Origin of the sequence: Pseudomonas sp. EA_35y_Pfl2_R111 (assembly GCF_963970955.1) — a bacterium.
In the GTDB taxonomy this organism is placed as follows: Bacteria; Pseudomonadota; Gammaproteobacteria; order Pseudomonadales; family Pseudomonadaceae; genus Aquipseudomonas.
Genome location: NZ_CAXAOM010000002.1, coordinates 820525 through 837056 on the forward strand (window position 1 = coordinate 820525; position 16532 = coordinate 837056).

A 16532-nucleotide genomic window follows, 5' to 3' on the forward strand; every position below is an offset into this window, starting at 1 on the left:
CCTCGCAGTGCTCTTCACCCTGTTGCTCGGCAGCAGCCTGTCGTACGCCCAACACGCTGTTGATGACGATGGCTTCACGCAGCCGTTACAACACCTGCAATTCAATCCGGGGCTGGATCAGCGTGAGTTCGAGCGTTCGACCCTCAGCGCACTGCAAGTCTATGACCCGCTGGAGTCGTGGAACCGGCGCGTCTATCACTTCAACTACCGCTTCGATGAGTGGGTATTCCTGCCGATTGTCGATGGCTACCGCTATATCACCCCAACCTTGGTGCAGACAGGCGTCAGCAACTTCTTCAGCAACCTGGGTGATGTGCCCAACCTGATTAACAGTGCGCTGCAGCTCAAGGGCAAGCGCGCCATGCAGACCACCGGGCGTCTACTGCTCAATACCACCCTGGGTGTCGCCGGTCTTTGGGACCCGGCGACCCGCATGGGCCTGCCCAAGCAGAAGGAAGACTTCGGCCAGACCCTGGGTTATTACGGCACACCAGCCGGGCCCTACCTGATTCTGCCGTTGCTGGGACCATCGAACCTGCGCGATACCGGCGGCCTGGTGGCGGACTTTACGGTCAAAAGCCAGGTCAACTGGCTGAATGTCGCCGAAACCAGCGCCAGCCATCCGGAAATCATCCTGCTGGAAGTGGTCGACCAGCGCTCCACGGTGAACTTCCGCTACGGCCAGCTCAACTCGCCGTTCGAGTACGAGAAAATTCGCTTCTTCTACCATGAGGCACGCAAGCTGCAGATCGCCGAATAAACCTGCGAGCTTGACCCAAGGGCCGCCCCCAGGCTTTAACCTGGCGCGGCCCTTATTAATGGAGAGTGACTATGCGTGTCGCCCAACTGGCCAAAGCCGCCGCTGTCAGCAGTGAGACGGTGCGTCACTACACCGACCTTGGCCTGCTTCGGCCCACGCGCAACCCGGATAACGGCTACCAGGAATACTCCAGCTCAGACCTGCAACGCCTGCGCTTTATCGCTCGCGCACGCCGCTTGGGTTTTAGCCTGAAAGACACGCAACAGATCCTCGCCAGCGCCGATAACGGCCAGGCGCCCTGCGCCGAGGTGCGCGACCTGCTCAGCGAACGCCTGGCGGCCTTGCAGGCGCATATCGAGGAATGTCAGCGCCTGGCGCAGGTGATGCAGAACGCTTTCGACGACTGGGCCAACAAGGGCGAATGCGCCCCCGATGGCCAGGCCATCTGTCGTTTGATCGAAGATTTCGAACCAGATATCGAGCGCCGCCCCGCAACGCCCTGCCCCGCACACTAACCAAGCTGTCTGAGATCTCGCGAGCTAGAGTCCTGCAAGGCAAAAACAAGCGAGAAACGAGCGCAGCGAAGTAACAGCCAACGGCTGGCCCGTAGGGTGAGCGCAGCGAATCAAGCGGAGTGTACTTTTGTACATGAGCATTACTCGTTGCACTCGCCCTTCGGGCCGCGCTGAAGCGCGTTATCCGCAAGCGGCTTACCGAGCTTGTTTTTAACGCAGCAGGGTCGACGCGCAGCAGATCGTAACCCTAGTTACTGGGCATAGCGGCGATGCAGGCCCGGTGGCACACCGCTGCTGTCGGTTGGCAACCAGGGGCCCTGCGGGTTACTGGCCCAGCTCCAGCCGGAATTCCAGCGGTAATAGGTGCGTTCCCGGTAGTACAGATGAGACGCCCCACCGACCACATAAACCCCGAGCCCAGAATCCCATTGACTGTCCACTCCCGGTGGCGGCGCAAACCGTGGGTGATTGCTACTGCCGCTAGGGTTTGTCACCGGTGCTGTTGCAACCGGTGACTGTACGCAAGCACCGAGCCCCAGCAGGCCGACTAACACCGCACCACGCAAAAACAGCCTCATGGTGCTTTGCTGTCAGCGCTGTCGATCAACAGCTGCTGCAGCTCCGTGGTCTTGCTGGCCAACGGCTGACTGCTGCCAATCCATTCACCTGCAGTGGCATTGCCATTGCGCGAGATACGGGCGACCAGCTGCACCTGCTCGAAGCCGGAAATCTTCAACTGCGGCATCATCGCATCGCTGTCCGACAGACTGACTTCAGCCGGCAGGTCAGCCACGCTCAGGCGCTTGACCGCCAGTGGCATCGGCGGCCCGGAGACGGCGCGAGCGAAGATAAATACCGCGTCACCCGGCTGTACCTTGGCTTGCAGCTCGGCAGCCAGAGCGACGCGCACTTTCAGGCCTTGGCTAGCCGCCGGTGCGGCATCGACGGCAGGCGCGCCAAGCTGCTCACGGGCGCGATCAATCCCACCCTGAATCGCCAAACGTGAAGGGTCTTCAGCCGGTAGTACCGCGACCAGCTGCTGCCAGCGATCAATCGCCTGCTGAAACTGCCCGGCTTCATACGCGGCAATACCGAGCAGACCGAGACTGGTGACTTCTGCCGGATCGGCCTTCAGCGCTTCATCGGTGAGCGCTTGCAGCTGCTCAGTCCATTGCTTGTCGCCGGCAAAATACAGCGCCTGCGCCCACTGCCCGAGCAGCTCCGGCGCACGCCCAGCCACATCGACGGCGCGCTCGAACGCCACGGCAGCGTCAGCGGCACGTTCCTGAGCCATATAGGTACGGCCAAGGAAGTACCAGCTTTCGGCGGACTTGGGATCGCTCTGCACCGCAGCTTCCAGGCGTGCAGTCATTTCCTCGATGGACTTTGGCTGCGCGGCAAAGGTTTGTGCACGCTCGACGTCATCGATGGCGCCCCAGTGCTGGTACAGGCCATACCCCAGCAGCGGCATCAGCAGCGCGGCAACCAGCGGAATTTTACCGCCCAGAGAGCGCTGGGCCGGCTGCGCCTGCGCGCCTTCGGTGTCGGCGAGCAACTCGCGGGCTGCCTCATCACGACCATTGGCCAGCTGCTCTGCATTCAGCGCACCTGCGTCGTGCTGGCCTTGTAGATCCAGCAAACGCTCCTGATACAGGGTCACGTTAAGGGCAGTACGGTCTTCTTCGGCCTGCACCTTGCGCGCACGCAGCACCGGGATCAGCAGAAACGCCAGGGCCGTGAGCAACAGCAGGCCGGCGCATAACCAGAATTCAATCATCAGTCTTTCTTATCCACAGGCGTTTGATTAAGCAGAGCAGCCAGACGCTGCTGTTCATCAGCAGACAGGCCACCGGCGGCGCCCGGCTTGCTACGACGACGCACCAGGATGACCCCGAGCAGGACGAAACCACCGACCAGCAAACCAGCCGGGCCATACCACAGCAGCAACGTGCGCGCGGTTACCGGCGGCTTGTAGAGGACGAAATCGCCATAGCGGCTGACCAGATAGTCGATGATCTGCTCATTGCTCTGGCCCTCCTCCAGCATGCGGAAGATCTGCGCACGCAGGTCCATGGCTATCGGCGCATCGGAGTCGGCGATGTTCTGATTCTGGCACTTGGGGCAGCGCAGCTCTTCCACCAGATTGCGGTAACGCTCGCGCTCGGCCTCAGTGGCAAATTCGTAGGTGTCGATAGCGGCCTGGGCGGTGCCCAACAACGCCAGGCCCAATACAGCGGCGCTTAGCAGACGCTTCATGGCTGCACCTCATCGACTAGCTCTTGGTAGAGCGGCGCAAGCTGTTCACGCCAGATGCGCTCATCAATCACTCCGACGAACTTGTGGCGGATGATGCCGTCCTTGTCGATCAGGAAGGTCTCTGGCGCACCGTACACGCCCAGGTCCAAGCCCAGGGTGCCACGCGCATCGTTGACGTTCAGTTGATAGGGATCATGGAACTCCACCAGCCACTTCTGCGCGGCGGCGTTGTCGTCCTTGTAGTTGACCCCATGAATGGTCACGCCCAGCTTGGCCAGCTTGTTCAGCACCGGGTGTTCCACACGGCAGGCCACGCACCAGGTCGCCCAAACGTTGACCAGCGCCGGCTTGCCCTTGAGATCGGCCTCACTCAGCGTTTTGCCATCCTGCACCGCTGGCAGGGAGAACGCCGGGAACGGCTTGCCGATCAGCGCCGATGGTAGTTCGGTGGGATCGAGGAACAAACCGCGGTAGAGAAACACCGCCACGCCGAGAAACAGCACCAGCGGTAACAGCAGCAGTAAACGCTTCATGCCTGCACCCCCGCCATGCCCAGCGCATCACGTACGCGGGTGCGTACCTTCATGCGGTAGCGCTTGTCGCTGGCAGCGAGGAAGCCGCCAAAGCCCATCAACAGCGCGCCGAACCAGATCCAGCGAACGAATGGCTTGATATGCACGCGTACCGCCCAGGCGCCGTTTTCCAGCGGCTCACCCAGGGCGACGAACAGGTCGCGGGTGATCCCCGCGTCGATGCCGGCTTCGGTCATCACCGACTGCTGCACGGTATACAGACGCTTCTCCGGGTGCAGCACGGCAATCTGCTTGCCGTCTTCGAGGATGCGCACAGTGCCTTTGTCGGAGGTGAAGTTCGGCCCCTCGAAGTGCTCGGCACCTTCGAAAATAAACTGATAGCCGCCAATTTCCACGGATTCGCCCGGCGCCATGCGCATATCGCGCTCGAAGCTGCCCATGCTGGTCAGCACCACGCCCAGGGCACATACGGCCATGCCCAGGTGCGCTGTCTGCATGCCCCAGTAACTGCGAGTCAAGCTTGGCAAACCGCGGAAAAAACCCTTGTGGCGGGTTTTCTCAATAATGTCGCGCAGCCCGGCCAACACCACCCAAGCGGCCAGCAGGCACACGCCAAGCACCGCCCAGTTGAAGTCGCCGACCAGGAAGGTGGCGATCACTGCCAGCACCACGCTGCCAATCAGCACCGGCGTGAGCATGCTCAGCAGCCACTGCAGCGGCGTGTCTTTCCAGCGCACCAGCACGCCGACCGCAATCATCGCCATCAGCAGGCCCATCAACGGTACGAACAGGGCGTTGAAGTACGGCGGGCCGACCGACAGCTTGGCTCCTGTCATGGCATCCAGCACCAGCGGGTAGAGGGTGCCGAGCAGAATCATCGCCGCGGCCACCACCAGAATCAGGTTATTCACCAGCAGTAGAGTTTCCCGCGACCAAAGGGCAAAGCCGACCTGACTCTTGACCACCGGCGCACGCACGGCGAACAGCGCCAAGGAGCTGCCCACCACCAACAGCAGGAAGGCCAGGATAAACACGCCGCGCTCAGGGTCGCTGGCAAAGGCATGCACCGAGGTCAGCACGCCGGAGCGCACCAGGAAGGTCCCCAGCAAGCTGAGGGAGAACGCAGCAATCGCCAGCAGCACGGTCCAGCTCTTGAACACGCCGCGTTTTTCCGTCACGGCCAGGGAGTGGATCAGCGCGGTGCCGACCAGCCAGGGCATAAAGGAGGCGTTTTCCACCGGGTCCCAGAACCACCAGCCGCCCCAGCCGAGTTCGTAGTAGGCCCACCAGGAGCCCAACGCGATACCGATGCCGAGGAAGGCCCAGGCAACGATGGTCCAGGGCCGCGACCAGCGCGCCCAGGCGGCGTCCAGCTTGCCGCCGAGCAAGGCGGCAATGGCGAAGGCGAAGGCCACGGAGAAGCCGACATAGCCCATATAGAGCATCGGCGGGTGGATGATCAGACCGAAGTCCTGCAGCAGCGGGTTGAGGTCACGACCGTTTGCCGGGGTGTCGAACAGCAGGCGCTCGAACGGGTTGGAGGTGATGATCAGAAACAGCAGAAAGCCGATGCTGATAATGCCCATCACCGCCAGCACGCGGGCGAGCATCTCTTCCGGCAACTGGCGCGAGAAGATCGATACGGCAAAGGTCCAGCCGGCGAGAATCAGCCCCCAGAGCAGCAGCGACCCCTCGTGGGCGCCCCACACGGCGCTGAACTTGTAGTACCAGGGCAATGCACTGTTGGAGTTGTTGGCCACGTAGGCGACGGTGAAGTCGTCGACCATAAAGGCGTAGGTCAGGCAGATAAAGGCAAACAGCATAAAGCTGAACTGCCCCCAGGCAGCTGGCTGCGCTAGGCTCATCCACTGACGGTCACCACGCCAGGCGCCGATCAGCGGCAGGGTCGCCTGCACCAGCGCCATGCACAGCGCCAGAATCATTGCCAGATGGCCGAGCTCGGGAATCATTGCGCGTACTCCGATGGGGACGCCTGCTTGGCTGCTTTGGCTGCGTCGTGCTGCTGTTTCATGCCGCTCTGTTCCAGGGCCTGCATGACTTCCGGCGGCATATAGTTCTCATCGTGTTTGGCCAGCACTTCGTCGGCGATCAACACGCCGTTAGCGTCGAGCTTGCCCATGGCAACGATGCCCTGCCCTTCGCGAAACAGATCCGGAAGGATGCCGGTAAAGCGGATGGTTACGTTCTTGGCACCGTCGGTGACAACGAAATCGGTGTCCAGCGAATCGCTGGAGCGCTTTACCGAGCCCTCTTCAACCAGGCCACCGGCGCGGATACGGGTATCTTGCGGGGCTTCGCCATTGGCGATCTGGGTCGGGGTGTAAAACAGGTTGATATTCTGCTGCAACGCACTGAGGGCCAGGGCCACGGCGATGCCGACACCGGCAATGATGGCCAGGACGATATACAGGCGTTTTTTACGCACGGGGTTCACTTCGACTCCTCCCGGCGCAAACGACGCGCCTCGTCTTGCAGATAACGGCGACGCGCCAGGATTGGTAGCGCCACATTCAGCCCCAGCACAGCCAGGCTGATGGCATAACAGGACCAGACATAAGGCCCGTGGGTACCCATGGCGATAAATTCGCTAAAGCTGGCAAAACTCATAGGCCCTTCTCCACCAGCGCCTTGACCTCAGCTTTGGCCCAACTGCTACGCGCCTCACGCTTGAGCACCTCCAGACGCATGCGCAGCAGCAGCACGGCGCCAAAGAAGCAGTAGAAGCCCAGCACCATGATCAGCAGCGGCATCCACATCTCAAACGGCATGGCCGGTTTCTCCACCACGCTGAAGGTGGCGGGCTGGTGCAGGGTATTCCACCACTCCACCGAGTATTTGATGATCGGGATATTCACCACCCCGACGATGGCCAGCACCGCGCAGGCTTTAGCCGCGCTGTCACGGTTGGTGATGGCGTTGCCCAGGGCGATCACGCCGAAATACAGGAACAGCAGAATCAGCATCGAGGTCAGGCGCGCGTCCCAGACCCAGTAAGTGCCCCAGGTCGGCTTGCCCCACACCGCGCCGGTCACCAGGGCGATCACGGTCATCCAGGCACCAATGGGCGCGGCCTGTTGCAGGGCAACATCAGCCAGTTTCATCTTCCACACCAGACCAACCGTGCCTGCCACCGCCAGCATCACGTAAATCGACTGAGCGAGAAACGCCGCCGGCACATGGATATAGATAATGCGAAAGCTGTTGCCCTGCTGGTAATCCGGCGGCGCAAAGGCCAAACCCCAGACCAGGCCAACCACCAGCAACACGGCAGCGGCCAGAGCCAACCAGGGGAGCCAGCGGCTGCTGATTTCATAAAACCATTTAGGCGAGCCGAGCTTGTGAAACCACGTCCAGTTCATCAGGTTACTCATCAGTGCTAGGGCTGATCAGGGCGCAGGCAGGCACCCGGATCAACCGGCCATTCAGGCTTATTGTCTACTCAGCGACACTGATCGTCAGACCAGCGGCGATGGCAAAAGGTGTCAAGGTCACCGCCAATGCGGTGAGGCTGGCCAACCACAGCAGGTGGCCGACCGCCGGCAATCCTTGCAGGCTGGCTTGTAACGCACCGCTGCCGAGAATCAACACCGGGATGTACAACGGCAAAATCAGCAGCGCGAGCAGCAGACCACCACGCTTGAGGCCCACGGTCAGCGCTGCGCCGACCGCGCCCAGCAGGCTCAGCACCGGGGTACCGAGCAGCAGGGAGATCAGCAATACTGGCAGGCAACGCCCCGGCAAACCGAGCATCAACGCCAGCAGCGGCGCCAGCAGCACCAGCGCCAGCCCGGAGAACAGCCAGTGTGCCAGCACCTTGGCCAGAACCAGAAGAGCCAGGGGGTGCGGCGAAAGGACCCACTGCTCCAGGGAGCCATCCTCGAAATCACTGCGAAACAGCCCGTCCAGCGAGAGCAGCACGGCCAATAGCGCCGCTACCCACACCAGCCCCGGCGAAAGGCTTTGTAACAACTGCGTCTGCGGTCCCACCGCCAACGGGAACAGCGCAATCACAATGGCGAAGAACACCAGGGGGTTGGCCAGTTCGGCCGGGCGGCGAAACAACAGGCGCGCTTCACGGGCCAGCAGCAGAGTAAAAACATTGCTCATGATGTGCGTTGCCCTAGGTCAAGCTCGCGGTAACCGGCCGGTTTGACGATCAACTCATGGTGTGTGGTCAGTACCACCAGGCCGCCCTGCTCACAGTGCGCGGCCAAATGACTCTCCAGCTGCGCCACCGCCGCCTTGTCCAACGCGGTAAACGGCTCATCCAGTATCCAGAGTGGCGGCCCAGGCAGGTACAAACGCGCCAACGCCACACGCCGCTGCTGTCCAGCGGAAAGCGCGTGACAGGGCACATCCTCAAAACCACGCAGCCCCACCGCCGCCAGCGCCTGCCAGATGGCCTCACGCTCGGCTGGCTGATGCAGGGCGCAGAGCCAGGTGAGGTTCTCCTCGGCAGTGAGCAAGCCCTTGATGCCGGCGGCATGGCCGATCCACAACAGATTGCGCGCTAGCTCAGCCCGCTGCTCCGCCAGCGGACGGCCATTCAGGCGAATCTCACCGGAGGTCGGCTGCATCAGCCCGGCCAGCAACCGCAGCAGGCTGGTCTTGCCGCTGCCGTTGGGACCGGCCACCTGCAGCATCTCACCGGGAACCAGACGCAGCTCCAGACGCTCAAAAAGCATGCGCCAGTCGCGCTCACAGGCGAGCGCTATGGCTTCGAGAAGAGGACTGGTCAAGGCATCGGTACCTTAAGATGGGTGGCAAAAGCTGCTCAAGTCGGCAGAGTCTTGGCCGCTATACTGACGCAAGTGGAATGCGCTGCGAGCACAGAGGGTGCTTACAAAAGTAGCGAGCGATGGCCAGGCAAGACGAAGTCAGCCGAAAAAGCGGAGTGTACGAGTAGTACATGAGCAGTTTGAGGCGGACTTCAACGCAGCATGGCCGAGCGCAGTATTTTGTAAGCACCCTACTCAGACGGGGCGCGATTATACATGCCCGACCTCGCCTCCCGCAGTGGGCATTTTCGACAGGGTGTAACCCGCCAATGAGCGAAATCAGCAGTCCACGGCCTATTGCGCCAACGCCCCCCAGCACTCGCCCCAACGCCATAGCGGCTGACCTGGCGGTGAAATTGCTGCAGCCCATGCAAGGCCTGCTGGCCAGCGGTGAAACCGCCAAGGCCGAAGTTATTGCCCTCAAGGAAGTGGCGCAAAGCTTTCAGGTGCTGCTGAAACTGACCCTGAACAACGGCAGCCAGACCACCCTGGAAGCCAATAGCCCGCGCCCACTTGCCCAAGGCACCTCCCTGGCCGTAACCGCCCTATCAGAAACCCGCCTGGCCCTGTCCGTGCTAATGGGCGGCGACAAGCCCCTGACCAGCCTGGACCTTGATCAGCTACCGGTTGGCACCCTGTTGCAAGGCAAGGTGGTGGCCCGCGAGCAACTGCTACAGGCCCGCTCGCAGCAAGTGGTCTACAAGGTGCTGGTCAGCCTGCTCAACACGCCATTGGCTGGTAGCAAACTGTCTTTGGAAACGCCGTTGGCACTCCCTCTGGGCAGCCTGCTCAGCGCCCAGGTACAGGGTAACCAGTCCTTGAACTTTCTGCCGCTGAGCGGTCGCCTCGATCAGCTCGCGCTGAGCCAGCAAATCGGTAATCAAAGTAATCGTCAGGGTTCACTGGAGGGTCTATTCACTGCCCTGCAAGGGCTGCGCGGCAATGCCGAGATGAGTGAAGGCCTACGCACCAGCATCGACAAACTCTTCGGGGCACTGCCCGATGCCACGCAATTAAGCACCCCGAAAGGTCTGGCGATGGCATTGGAAAACAGCGGCATCCTGTTAGAAAGCAAATTGCTCGGCGGCCAGGGCCAAGCGCTACCAACCGACCTGAAAGCCAACCTGTTGCGCCTGATTACCCAACTGCTACCAAACCTTCCGGCAGGCACTCCGCTGGCGACCGCTAACGCCAGTTCAGCCATGGCCCAGGCGATGCCGGCACTGGCTCGCGATCTACTCGGCAGCCTAGGCAAGGCCACCAGTCGCCAGCAAGCGCTAAGCTTCCCCCTGCCCTCGCGCCTGCTTCAGAACATGGAGGGTGAAGCCGACCTTGAAGCGCTATTGAAACTTGCTGCGGCGGCCATCTCGCGCCTACAAACCCACCAACTCTCCAGCCTGGCGCAAAGCCAGGTCGGCCCGGATGGCAACCTGCTCACTACTTGGCAACTGGAACTGCCCATGCGCAACCAGCAGGAACTGGTGCCTTTGCAGGTAAAAATCCAGCGCGAGGAAAACAGTCAGCAAGGCAAATCCGAGAAGAAGGAGACCCTGTGGAAAGTCGAGCTGGCATTCGATTTAGAGCCGCTGGGCCCCTTGCAAGTCCAGGCGCAACTGGCCCATGGCCGTCTGTCCAGCCAAATCTGGGCAGAACTCGGCAGCACTGTCAGCCTGATCGATGCCGAACTAGACAACCTGCGCCAGCGCCTGAATGCCGCTGGCGTGCAGGTTGGCGAGCTGGCCTGCAATCAGGGCACGCCGCCACGCGGGCCACGCACGACCCTGGAACAACGCTGGGTGGATGAAACCGCATGAAGAAGACCCCGCCACGCCAGGCCATTGCACTCACTTACGACGGCCAGAATGCGCCGGTACTCAGCGCCAAGGGTGACGACGAGCTGGCCGAGGCTATTCTGGCTATTGCCCGCGAATATGAAGTGCCGATCTACGAAAATGCCGAACTGGTGCGCCTGTTGGCGCGCCTGGAGCTGGGTGACGCGATTCCCGAACAGCTGTATCGCTGTATCGCGGAAATCATCGCCTTTGCCTGGTACCTGAAAGGTAAAGCGCCGGCCGGCAGTGAGCGCGACAGCGATATCACGCCGCCGCTGCGCCTACTAGAAGGGCCGGCACATTGAATATTGTTTGAGAATTGGGAAAATCAGGAGCGCTGCAATTTGGCCTGCTGCATCTTGCTAACCAACTCCGCCTCAGCCTTGCTCAGGCCGCAGGACTGGGTCAGATCATCCACACTGGCGCCCATGCCCGCCAGACGCGCAGCCTGGGTAAACGACAGGCTACTGGGGTCACGCTGCTCGATTTGATTGAGTTTGTCGGGTAACGGCGCGACAACCCGACGTAATTCGTGCAACTCCTCGCCCATCTGCACACTGCCGGTCAAGTAGGCATCCAGACGCCTGCCAAGCTCCTTGAGCCGCCGGTCACGCACTGCATCATGCTCGCCTTGCTGCTTTACGGCGTCGCGCAGCTGCCGGGTCAGCCAGACGCAAGCGCCTACCAGCCCCAAGCAAGTCAGGGCCAGCGCGATCAGCAACGCGTCGAGCATGGCTTAGATGCTCTCCAGATCGGACCACTCTTCTTCGCTCATCATCTTGTCCAGCTCAACCAGAATCAGCAGCTCGCCGTTCTTGTTGCACACGCCCTGAATAAACTTAGCCGACTCATCGTTACCAACGTTCGGCGCGGTCTCCACTTCCGATTGGCGCAGATAAACTACTTCGGCCACGCTATCGACCAAGATGCCAACCACTTGCTTGTCAGCCTCGATAATCACGATACGGGTGTTATCGGTCACCTCAGTGGAGTCCAAGCCAAAACGCTGACGTGTGTCGATGACTGTGACCACGTTGCCGCGCAGGTTGATGATGCCTAGCACATAGCTCGGAGCACCCGGCACAGGGGCAATCTCGGTATAGCGCAAGACTTCCTGAACCTGCATCACATTGATGCCATAGGTCTCGTTGTCCAGGCGGAACGTTACCCACTGCAGAATCGGATCATCAGAACCTTGTGCAGAACTTTTCTTCATGTCCCTAGCCTCGTCATGAACCGCTCGCGGCGGCAATCGCGGGTGTATACCCCGCTGTGATTACTATAGATGCAAAGCTGCGCACATCGCACAGCACTGCGTTATTCAATGAACCCGGTTAGCCGCCATACGCTTGGCCGCACCACTGGCAATCAACTCCGCCAGGGATGCGACATCCAGCAGGGCGCACATATGTTCGATAACCGTACCCGCCAGCCACGGGCGCTGCGTACGCTGGCTGCGCCATTTGACCTCGTTGGGATCTAGACGAATCGAGCGACTGACCTGATGCACCGCCAGTCCCCACTCGTAGCCCTGAACAGAAATCACATACTGCAGACCGTCGCGAAAGTCATCGCGGTAACGATCCGGCATCACCCAGCGCGCAGTATCCAGCACCTTCAGATTGCCGGCCTGGCATGGCAGTATGCCGAGAAACCAGTCTGGCTGGCCAAATAACGGCGTAAGCTCCTGACCTTCCAGGGGATAAATCGAGCCCAAGCAAACCAGCGGAACCGCCAGGGTCAAACCGGCAACATCGAACAACAGGCATTCGAAAGGTTCCTGAGCCCATTCAGGCCGGCCCTGCAGCAGTGGCTCTGGCACCACCAGCATCTGTGGCACAGGCTGCACAGCCTCAATCACCTCTTGCGGCGGCTCGACCCGAACTTCAATTTGCGGCGCGGGCATCTCGATGGTGGGCAGCACCAACGGCCGCGGCGCCAGTTCAACTACAGGCTTAGCCGTCACGGCTTGCACCTGCGGCATAGCGCGAGCATCGCGCACCTGCTCCTCCAGCACAGCAGCCTCGAATTCATCGAGGGTGATGCTTTCGGTCAACGCCAAATCACTCGCAGCATCCTGCAGCAAGCCGTCCAGATAGGACTGCAAGGCCAGCTGTGGACGTGTAGCGGTGGCTAGGGGACGACTCATGAATACAACCCACAATAACGATCTGTACAGACTATCGGCCGCGCTAGCGACAGACTTGAGCTTATATCTTCAGCATAGCCGTTCATCTCAAGCGACCTGTGCGGCAATCTGCTGTGACAACAGATGCTTGAGTAACGCCCGATAGGCGATTACACCACGGCTATTGTTGTCAAACTTGGACGGCGTAAGCCCGGCCCGGCTGGCATCACGCAAGCGCGTATCCACCGGAATGTACGCCGGCCATAAGTGCTCCGGATAACTGTTGCGCAGCACCCGTAGCGTGCCTATAGACGCCTGGGTACGCCGGTCAAACAGGGTCGGCACGATGGTGTATGGCAATGCCTGCTGACGCGAACGGTTGATCATCGCCAGGGTATTGACCATCCGCTCCAGACCTTTGACGGCCAGAAACTCGGTCTGTACGGGAATCACCAATTGCTGGCTGGCAGCTAGGGCGTTGACCATCAGCACGCCGAGTAAGGGCGGGCTGTCGATCACCGCATGGTCGAAATCCTGCCAGAGCTGCGCCAGGCTCTTGGCGATCACCAAGCCCAGCCCGCTTTGCCCAGGCGACTGGCGTTCCAGCGTCGCCAGCGCAGTGCTCGACGGCAGCAGGGAAATACGCTCATCACTGGTGGGCAACAGCAATTGCTGCGGCAAGCCACGCGGAACGCTGCCCTTATGTTGAAACAGGTCGAAGCTGCTGTGCTCCAGGCTGTCCGGGTCGTGCCCGAAATAGCTGGTCATCGACCCATGGGGATCGAGATCGACGATCACCACACGCTTACCGGCATCAGCCAACAGGCCTGCCAGAGCGATGGATGTGGTGGTCTTGCCGACTCCACCTTTTTGATTGGCTACTGCCCAGACTCTCATCGTTATCATCCTCCCGGTACAGCTGCAGCCTGACCGAGAACGGGGCCTCCCTTATGGGGCCGGCGACGGGGGTTTGACGGCACCCGCTTGCGGGGCCGGCGCTGCCGGGGCTGGTGCAGGTTGCGTGCCAGCCCGTTGCAAGGCCGCATCGGGTTTGGCATTGGCACTGCCTACACCACTCACGCTACGACGCACATCTAGATTGCGCGAAATCACCAATACCACTCGACGATTACGTCCACGCCCTTCTGCCGTGCTGTTATCAGCTACAGGCTGAAACTCACCATAACCCACTGCCGCCAGACGACTAGGGTTAACTCCATCCATTGTCAGCATACGTACGATACTGGCAGCCCGTGCAGTAGAGAGTTCCCAGTTGGTCGGAAACTGGGCTGTTTGAATCGGCAGGTTGTCGGTAAAGCCTTCCACATGAACAGGGTTCTCGTAGGGCGCCAGTATTTTGGCTACTTTCTCGATAATGTCGAAAGCCGCATTGTTGGGAATAGCATCGCCGCTGGTGAACAGCAGGCTGGAGCTGAGTTCAATCTCGATCCACAGCTCATTGCCACTGACCTTGAGCTGCTCGGATTGGATCAGATCACCGAATGCCTCACGCACACTACTGGCGATGCTCTGTAGATCATCGGCAGATGACTGCGCGCTCTCCTCATCCACCAGCGAACGATCCGGCTCAGTAGTACGCGGCCGCTCTTCCCCCACCGGTATCGGTTTGATCGCCCGGTCAGGCTGGTTGAACACCCCGGTCAGGCTGTCGGAAAGAATCTTGTACTTGCCTTCATTGAGCGAAGAAATCGAATACATGACCACAAAAAATGCGAACAGCAGGGTAATGAAGTCGGCATAGGAGACCAGCCAACGTTCGTGGTTTTCATGTTCTTCGTGGTGACGCCTGCGGGCCATAGTCTGTCCCCATCAATCCATAAAGCCTTGCAGCTTCAATTCGATGGAGCGCGGATTTTCACCCTCAGCAATCGACAGGATGCCCTCAAGCAGCATCTCGCGATAACGCGATTGGCGCTGAGCAATAGCCTTGAGTTTGTTGCCAATGGGCAACAGCAGCAGGTTGGCAAACCCCACACCATAGATGGTCGCCACAAATGCCACGGCAATCCCGCTACCAAGCATGCTCGGGTCGGCCAGGTTGCCCATTACATGAATCAGGCCCATCACTGCGCCGATAATGCCAATGGTTGGAGCGTAGCCGCCCATGCTTTCAAACACTTTGGCAGCCTGAATATCACGCCCTTCCTGGGTGTACAGATCGACTTCGAGAATACTGCGGATGGCCTCAGGCTCGGCACCATCAACCAATAGCTGCAAGCCTTTTCGCGCGTAAGGATCGACCTCGACGTCAGCCACCGCCTCAAGGCCGAGCAGGCCTTCCTTGCGCGCGGTCATGCTCCAGCCAACCACCCGATTAATGCCGCCGGCTAGATCTACCCGCGGTGGAAAGAAAATCCAGCTAATGATTGCCAGAGATCGCTTGAACACATTCATCGGCGCCTGCAAAAACGCCGCGCCCAGGGTGCCGCCGATCACGATCAGCGCAGCCGGCCCATTGAGCAAGGCCGCAGCATGTCCCCCTTCGAGGTAGTTACCACCGAGGATGGCGACAAATGCCAGGATGACCCCAATAAGGCTCAGTACATCCATTAAATGCAGGTCTCCGCCAGGTGCCTGCCAATATCATCCAGCGGGTAGATCGCGTCGGCCAGATTGGCTTTGACGATGGCCATGGGCATGCCATAAATCACGCAACTGGCTTCATCCTGTGCCCACACTTGGCTACCACCTTGCTTGAGCAGGCGTGCACCTTCACGGCCGTCCGCGCCCATGCCGGTCAGCACCACCGCCAGCACCTTGTCGCCGTAGGACTTGGCCACCGAACCAAAGGTGATATCAACACAGGGCTTGTAGTTCAGGCGCTCATCGCCCGGAAGGATTTTCACCACGCCACGCGCGTCGACCATCATCTGCTTACCGCCAGGTGCCAGCAGTGCCAAGCCGGGACGCAACACATCGCCGTCCTCGGCTTCTTTGACACTAATACGGCAAAGCTTGTCGAGGCGCTCGGCAAAAGCCTTAGTAAAGGCCGCCGGCATATGCTGAATCAGTACAATCGGCGCCGGAAAGTTAGCCGGCAACTGGGTCAGCACACGCTGCAGCGCCACCGGGCCACCTGTCGAGGTGCCAATCGCCACCAGCTTGTAGGATTTGCGCTTGGGCGCTGCACTGGCAACAGCCGGCGCAGGCGCCACAGCCGGACGAGCCAGAGTACTGGTGGTAGTCGCAGGGCGTGCCGCTGGCTTGGCGTGCGTAGCAGATGTCGCAGTAGGTGCAGCCACGGATGGCGGGCTCAGACTGCGACGGTTACTACGGGCGATGGTATGAATTTTTTCGCAAAGCAGCTGTTTGACCCGCTCTGGATTACGCGAAATATCCTCGAAATTCTTCGGCAGGAAATCCACCGCACCGGCTTCCAGCGCATCCAGGGTAACGCGGGCGCCCTCATGAGTCAGAGAGGAGAACATCAGCACCGGCGTCGGACAACGCTGCATGATGTTACGCACAGCCGTGATGCCATCCATCATCGGCATCTCGTAATCCATGGTAATTACATCAGGCTTGAGCGCCTGCGCCTGCTCGATGGCTTCACGACCGTTAGTGGCGGTGCCGATTACCTGAATATTCGGATCGGCTGAAAGAATCTCCGATACACGCCGACGAAAAAAGCCGGAGTCATCAACCACCAACACCTTAACAGCCATAAACACTCCTAAGCGGCGCGACA

The 16532-nt window shown here is 60.4% G+C and carries 21 protein-coding genes; 4 read left to right on the forward strand and 17 right to left on the reverse strand.

Annotated elements, in window-relative coordinates:
* Positions 1–7: 7 nt before the first annotated feature.
* Entirely contained in the window at positions 8–760 is a 753-nt protein-coding gene (locus AACY25_RS12425) for an MlaA family lipoprotein (protein ID WP_445261870.1), read from the forward strand.
* A gap of 71 nt (positions 761–831) precedes the next feature.
* A complete protein-coding gene (locus AACY25_RS12430; RefSeq protein ID WP_339412071.1) occupies positions 832–1275 on the forward strand; it encodes a MerR family DNA-binding protein in 444 nt (147 codons plus the stop codon).
* 251 nt (positions 1276–1526) lie between these two features.
* Here AACY25_RS12430 and AACY25_RS12435 read toward each other — a convergent pair whose 3' ends face one another.
* From AACY25_RS12435 to ccmA, 10 genes are all read right to left on the reverse strand, one after another.
* Positions 1527–1853, reverse strand: coding sequence for a hypothetical protein (locus AACY25_RS12435; RefSeq protein ID WP_339412073.1), 327 nt, complete (start codon positions 1851–1853; stop codon positions 1527–1529).
* On the reverse strand, positions 1850–3052 hold the full coding sequence (gene ccmI / locus AACY25_RS12440; protein ID WP_339412075.1) for a c-type cytochrome biogenesis protein CcmI: 1203 nt from the start codon (positions 3050–3052) through the stop codon (positions 1850–1852). Before ccmI ends, AACY25_RS12435 begins: the two co-directional genes overlap by 4 nt.
* Positions 3052–3531: a cytochrome c-type biogenesis protein gene (locus tag AACY25_RS12445; protein ID WP_339412077.1), complete on the reverse strand. Its 480-nt coding sequence runs from the start codon at positions 3529–3531 to the stop codon at positions 3052–3054. The genes ccmI and AACY25_RS12445 overlap by 1 nt, the downstream gene beginning before the upstream one ends.
* Complete coding sequence (locus AACY25_RS12450) at positions 3528–4064, reverse strand: DsbE family thiol:disulfide interchange protein (RefSeq protein WP_339412079.1); 537 nt, start codon at positions 4062–4064, stop codon at positions 3528–3530. Before AACY25_RS12450 ends, AACY25_RS12445 begins: the two co-directional genes overlap by 4 nt.
* Positions 4061–6034, reverse strand: coding sequence for a heme lyase CcmF/NrfE family subunit (locus tag AACY25_RS12455; RefSeq protein ID WP_339524855.1), 1974 nt, complete (start codon positions 6032–6034; stop codon positions 4061–4063). Before AACY25_RS12455 ends, AACY25_RS12450 begins: the two co-directional genes overlap by 4 nt.
* Positions 6031–6519: a cytochrome c maturation protein CcmE gene (gene ccmE / locus AACY25_RS12460; protein WP_339412083.1), complete on the reverse strand. Its 489-nt coding sequence runs from the start codon at positions 6517–6519 to the stop codon at positions 6031–6033. The genes AACY25_RS12455 and ccmE overlap by 4 nt, the downstream gene beginning before the upstream one ends.
* Positions 6516–6692: a heme exporter protein CcmD gene (gene ccmD / locus AACY25_RS12465; protein WP_339412084.1), complete on the reverse strand. Its 177-nt coding sequence runs from the start codon at positions 6690–6692 to the stop codon at positions 6516–6518. The genes ccmE and ccmD overlap by 4 nt, the downstream gene beginning before the upstream one ends.
* Positions 6689–7447, reverse strand: coding sequence for a heme ABC transporter permease (locus AACY25_RS12470; RefSeq protein ID WP_339525014.1), 759 nt, complete (start codon positions 7445–7447; stop codon positions 6689–6691). The genes ccmD and AACY25_RS12470 overlap by 4 nt, the downstream gene beginning before the upstream one ends.
* A 73-nt stretch (positions 7448–7520) precedes the next feature.
* Positions 7521–8192, reverse strand: a complete 672-nt coding sequence (ccmB, locus tag AACY25_RS12475) for a heme exporter protein CcmB (protein WP_108490504.1) — start codon at positions 8190–8192, stop codon at positions 7521–7523.
* Positions 8189–8824 carry a cytochrome c biogenesis heme-transporting ATPase CcmA gene (gene ccmA / locus AACY25_RS12480; protein ID WP_339524857.1) on the reverse strand — a complete coding sequence of 212 codons (636 nt, stop codon included), beginning with the start codon at positions 8822–8824 and terminating at the stop codon, positions 8189–8191. The genes ccmB and ccmA overlap by 4 nt, the downstream gene beginning before the upstream one ends.
* A 308-nt stretch (positions 8825–9132) precedes the next feature.
* Between ccmA and fliK the strand changes: the two genes are divergently transcribed.
* Together fliK and AACY25_RS12490 are read left to right on the forward strand one after the other, a co-directional pair.
* Positions 9133–10677, forward strand: coding sequence for a flagellar hook-length control protein FliK (gene fliK, locus AACY25_RS12485; RefSeq protein ID WP_339524859.1), 1545 nt, complete (start codon positions 9133–9135; stop codon positions 10675–10677).
* Positions 10674–11000 carry an EscU/YscU/HrcU family type III secretion system export apparatus switch protein gene (locus AACY25_RS12490; RefSeq protein ID WP_339412089.1) on the forward strand — a complete coding sequence of 109 codons (327 nt, stop codon included), beginning with the start codon at positions 10674–10676 and terminating at the stop codon, positions 10998–11000. The genes fliK and AACY25_RS12490 overlap by 4 nt, the downstream gene beginning before the upstream one ends.
* 23 nt (positions 11001–11023) lie before the next feature.
* On the opposite strand, the gene AACY25_RS12495 is transcribed toward AACY25_RS12490, so the two are convergent.
* The 7 genes from AACY25_RS12495 to AACY25_RS12525 form a co-directional block, all read right to left on the reverse strand.
* Positions 11024–11428: a DUF2802 domain-containing protein gene (locus AACY25_RS12495; RefSeq protein ID WP_339524861.1), complete on the reverse strand. Its 405-nt coding sequence runs from the start codon at positions 11426–11428 to the stop codon at positions 11024–11026.
* Positions 11429–11431: 3 nt separating this feature from the next.
* Positions 11432–11911: a chemotaxis protein CheW gene (locus tag AACY25_RS12500; protein WP_090252131.1), complete on the reverse strand. Its 480-nt coding sequence runs from the start codon at positions 11909–11911 to the stop codon at positions 11432–11434.
* Between the two features lie 105 nt (positions 11912–12016).
* Positions 12017–12844, reverse strand: coding sequence for a CheW domain-containing protein (locus AACY25_RS12505; RefSeq protein ID WP_339524862.1), 828 nt, complete (start codon positions 12842–12844; stop codon positions 12017–12019).
* Positions 12845–12931: 87 nt separating this feature from the next.
* Positions 12932–13720: a ParA family protein gene (locus AACY25_RS12510; RefSeq protein WP_339524864.1), complete on the reverse strand. Its 789-nt coding sequence runs from the start codon at positions 13718–13720 to the stop codon at positions 12932–12934.
* 51 nt (positions 13721–13771) lie between these two features.
* Complete coding sequence (motD, locus tag AACY25_RS12515) at positions 13772–14641, reverse strand: flagellar motor protein MotD (RefSeq protein WP_339524866.1); 870 nt, start codon at positions 14639–14641, stop codon at positions 13772–13774.
* A 12-nt stretch (positions 14642–14653) separates the two neighbouring features.
* On the reverse strand, positions 14654–15394 hold the full coding sequence (locus tag AACY25_RS12520; protein WP_339524868.1) for a flagellar motor protein: 741 nt from the start codon (positions 15392–15394) through the stop codon (positions 14654–14656).
* The gene (locus AACY25_RS12525; RefSeq protein ID WP_339524870.1) at positions 15394–16509 is read right to left on the reverse strand and encodes a protein-glutamate methylesterase/protein-glutamine glutaminase; all 1116 of its coding nucleotides are present in this window, start codon (positions 16507–16509) and stop codon (positions 15394–15396) included. Before AACY25_RS12525 ends, AACY25_RS12520 begins: the two co-directional genes overlap by 1 nt.
* Positions 16510–16532: the final 23 nt, after the last annotated feature.